This window comes from Nocardia aurea (genome assembly GCF_003123685.1).
Classification (GTDB): Bacteria; Actinomycetota; Actinomycetes; order Mycobacteriales; family Mycobacteriaceae; genus Nocardia; species Nocardia aurea.
The window spans coordinates 1-3,541 of the sequence record NZ_QCYJ01000073.1; the positions used below are offsets into that span (position 1 = coordinate 1).

4 protein-coding genes and 1 pseudogene are annotated in these 3,541 nt (G+C 73.0%); 3 read left to right on the forward strand and 2 right to left on the reverse strand.

Annotation, left to right across the window (positions count from 1 at the left end; genetic code table 11):
- Window positions 1-127: 127 nt before the first annotated feature.
- Together DAT37_RS12960 and DAT37_RS12965 are read right to left on the reverse strand one after the other, a co-directional pair.
- The gene (locus DAT37_RS12960; RefSeq protein ID WP_109524999.1) at window positions 128-1,288 is read right to left on the reverse strand and encodes a cation:proton antiporter; all 1,161 of its coding nucleotides are present in this window, start codon (window positions 1,286-1,288) and stop codon (window positions 128-130) included.
- Window positions 1,289-1,296: 8 nt separating this feature from the next.
- Window positions 1,297-1,791 carry a cation:proton antiporter regulatory subunit gene (locus DAT37_RS12965; RefSeq protein WP_408637399.1) on the reverse strand — a complete coding sequence of 165 codons (495 nt, stop codon included), beginning with the start codon at window positions 1,789-1,791 and terminating at the stop codon, window positions 1,297-1,299.
- A gap of 149 nt (window positions 1,792-1,940) precedes the next feature.
- On the opposite strand from DAT37_RS12965, the gene DAT37_RS12970 reads away from it, so the two are divergent.
- The 3 genes and pseudogenes from DAT37_RS12970 to DAT37_RS12980 all read left to right on the forward strand — a co-directional run.
- The gene (locus tag DAT37_RS12970; RefSeq protein WP_109525001.1) at window positions 1,941-2,366 is read left to right on the forward strand and encodes an ATP-binding protein; all 426 of its coding nucleotides are present in this window, start codon (window positions 1,941-1,943) and stop codon (window positions 2,364-2,366) included.
- Between the two features lie 27 nt (window positions 2,367-2,393).
- Entirely contained in the window at window positions 2,394-2,876 is a 483-nt protein-coding gene (locus tag DAT37_RS12975; RefSeq protein WP_157978474.1) for an ATP-binding protein, read from the forward strand.
- Between the two features lie 99 nt (window positions 2,877-2,975).
- Window positions 2,976-3,541: pseudogene (locus DAT37_RS12980) on the forward strand (glucose-6-phosphate isomerase); the annotation flags it as partial.

The following is a 3,541-nucleotide window of genomic DNA, read 5'->3' on the forward strand; positions in this document are numbered from 1 at the left end:
CCGGCATGTCGAACAAGCCTCTCAGACCAGGAGACCATCCGCGCGCACCCGCCCCCGGCCCCGGCTCCGCCGCGGACCGCCCGCCCCACCAGCGGCGCGGCACGCACCCGGGCCGGCCGCCGGAACGTCAGGCGCGCCTGGCGACGGCCGTGATCAGCGGCTGCACCAGCTTGGCGGCCAGGGGCCCGAACGCCGCCAGAATGAGCACGTACGCGGCGGCCAGCGGCCCGAGGTCCGGGTGCGCGCCGGCGGCCACGGCCAGCCCGGCGATCACGATGTTGAACTCGCCGCGCGGGATCAGCGCGATCCCGGCCCGTGCCTGCCCGGCCTTGGCGATGCCCGCCCGCCGGGCCGCGAACGCGCCCGTCAGCAGCTTGGTGATCATGCCCGCGACCGCCAGCAGCGCCGCGGGCCCCGCCACCGGCAGGATCTTGGCGGGATCGGTCTGGAGGCCGAAGAAGACGAAGAACACCGCGGCGAACAGGTCGCGCAGCGGCTCCAGCAGGGTCCGCGTGTCGTGCGCCAGCTGCTCCGACAGCGCGATCCCCACCAGGAACGCGCCCACGGCGGCCGACACCTGCAACGTCTGCGCCAGCCCCGCCACCAGCAGCGCCAGCCCGACCACCTTCAGCAGCAGCACCTCGGAGTTCGGGCTGGCCACGAACGCCTCGATGAACCGCCCGTACCGCAGCGCGACCACCAGCACCACGCTCACGGTCACCAGCGCGATCCCCACCGTGGCCGCCCCGCTCGCCAGGCTCAGCCCGGCCAGCATGGCGGTCAGGACCGGCAGGTAGACCGCCATCGTCAGGTCCTCGAACACCAGCAGCGACAGCACCGTCGGGGTCTCCCGGTTGCCGAGCCACCCCAGGTCGGACAGCACCTTCGCGGCGATGCCCGACGAGGTCGCGTACGTCACCCCGGCCATGGCCACCGCGGCGACCGGTCCCCAGCCGAGCAGCAGCGCGCAGATCGCGCCCGGCGCGGCGTTGAGCACCAGGTCGACGAGCCCGGACGTGGCGTTGCCCCGCAGGCTGGTGACCAGCTCGTCGGCGTTGTACTCCAGCCCCAGCGTGAGCAGCAGCAGCACGACGCCCAGCTCCGCGCCGACGGAGATGAACTCCTGGCTCGTGGCCAGCGGGACGACGCCGCCGGTGCCGAACGCCAGCCCGGCGAGCAGGTAGAGGGGGATGGGCGAGATGCCGACCCGCAGCGCGAGCGCGCCCAGGACCCCCAACCCCAGCAGGACAGCACCGAACTCCAGGAAGACGATCGCGGTGTGCTGCACCCGGGGGCCTACCCGCGCGCCAGGATGTCGGCCACCTCTGCGGTGCTGTCGGCGCCGCCCACCACGACCACGATGTCGTTCGCGGCGAAGACGAAGGCCGGGCCGGGGCTGGCGAACACCGTGCCGCCCCGCACCACGGCCACGATCGAGGCGCTCGTGCGCGTGCGCACCCGCGCGTCGCCCATCGGCCGCCCCACGTACGGCGAGCCGGGCGGGATCGGAAGCTGCACGCTGACCAGGCCCTCGACCTGCTGGTGCAGCTCGTTGAGCCGCTGCACGATGCGCGGGGCGCCGAGCAGCTCGACCAGCGCCTCGGCCTCCTCGTCGTTGAGCCTGACGGTCTCGCAGACGCGGTCGGGATCGTCCTTGTCGTAGATCACCAGGTCGCGGCGGCCGGTGCGGTGGGAGACGACCCCGACCCGCTTGCCCGACTGCGTGGTGAACTCGTGGCGCAGGCCGATGCCGGGAAGTGCCGTCTGCTCTATGTCCACCGTTCTTCCCATCCACCGGTCCGCGCAGCGTCAGGCCGACCTTACCAACAGTGGATCGAGGCGGTGTCAGAGCAGGGCGAGGGCCGCTTTCGGCATCGACCAAGGTGATTGGAACCGTTCTCTCGTGGCAGAGGATGCGACAACCGGCTTAGCGAGGCGTCATGGACATCCGATCTAGAAAGGAAGAGGCGTCCACCATCACCTTTACCGAGGGGGACGTCGCGGGGGCGCGCAGCGCCGTCGAACGGTTCGCGGAGAGACAGGGGATGCCGCCCGAACGGGTCACCGATCTGGTGCTGGCCGCCAACGAGGCGGTCGTCAACGCCGTCGCGTACGGCGGGGGACGGGGAGTGCTGCGGGTGTGGTCCGACCGCGGCTCCGTGTTCTGCGACATCAGGGACTTCGGGCCAGGCATCCCGCTGGACCGGCTCACCCGTGGCCATCCGCCGCGGTACGAGCTGGCGGGCGGCTGGGGCATTTGGCTCATCCGCCGGCTGGCCGATAAGGTCGCCTTCACGACCGGCCCGGGCGGCACCGCCGTACGGATCGCGATGACGCTGTCCGACCACGAGCGCGCCGTGCCGTGAGGGCCCCCACCTCAGGTAGGCGAGCGGGTGAACACCGATCCCGGCGACGCGGACCCCCCTCCGCTGCTCGACATGCCCTTCGACGAGGGCAGCCTGGCCGCGACCCGCGGCGAGGTGCAGCGCCGCGCGCACGACCAGGGCCTGGCCGGCGAGCGGCTCGGCGACTTCGTCATGGCGGTCAACGAGTGCCTCGTCAACGTCGTGGCCCACGCGGGCGGTCGCGGACGGCTCCGGCTCGGACACGAGGGCACGGGCCTGTTCTGCGAGATCACCGACTCCGGGCCCGGCATCCCCTCCCGCTACCTGGACGAGGCCGAGCTGCCCGCCCCGTCCGAGCTCGGCGGGCGCGGCATCTGGCTGATCCGCCGCCTCACCGACGGCGCGGCCTTCGCCACCGGCCCGGCGGGCACCACCGTTCTCATGGTCATGAAGCTGCCGCGCGACGGCGAGCCGCCGTTCCGGCCGGGAGGCGGCGGCCCCGCCGTACCCACCCGCCGGGGCCAGGCGTAGCGCCTCGGGCGGGCGTCGCGTCCGCCGTGCGCGGAATCGTCCCTCCCGGGTACGGGGTTACGGAACGATGTGAACGGTGTGACGGCACGAGGAGGAGACGTGAGCGGCGGCGACATCACCCGGAGCCAGGAGTGGGCGGCTCTGGAGAAGCACCACGAGGAGCTGTCCGGCAGGCACCTGCGCGAGCTGTTCGCGGAGGACCCCGGGCGTGCCGGGCGGATGACGCTCACCGCCGGCGACCTCCACCTCGACTACGCCAAGCACCGGGTGACGGGCGAGACCCTCGACCTGCTCGTGGCGCTGGCCGAGCGGGCCGGGCTGCGGGAGCGGATCGACGCCATGTTCCGCGGCGACCACGTCAACGTCAGCGAGGACCGCGCCGCGCTCCACACGGCGCTGCGCCTGCCCGCCGGCCGTGGGCTGGTCGTCGACGGTCAGGACGTCGTCCGCGACGTGCACGGCGTGCTCGACAGGATGAGCGCCTTCGCCGGACGGATCCGCTCCCGGGAGTGGCGCGGCGCCACCGGGGAGCCGATCGCCACCGTCGTCAACATCGGCATCGGCGGCTCCGACCTCGGCCCCGCCATGGCCTACGAGGCGCTGCTCGACTACGCCGACGCGGGCATCGAGGCGAGGTTCGTCTCCAACATCGACCCGGCCGACAT

Coding starts and splice junctions, on each gene's coding strand:
- DAT37_RS12970 (WP_109525001.1), top strand. CDS start 1,941: ATGGACATCCGATCTAGAAAGGAAGAGGCGTCCACCATCACCTTTACC.
- DAT37_RS12965 (WP_408637399.1), bottom strand. CDS start 1,791: ATGGGAAGAACGGTGGACATAGAGCAGACGGCACTTCCCGGCATCGGC.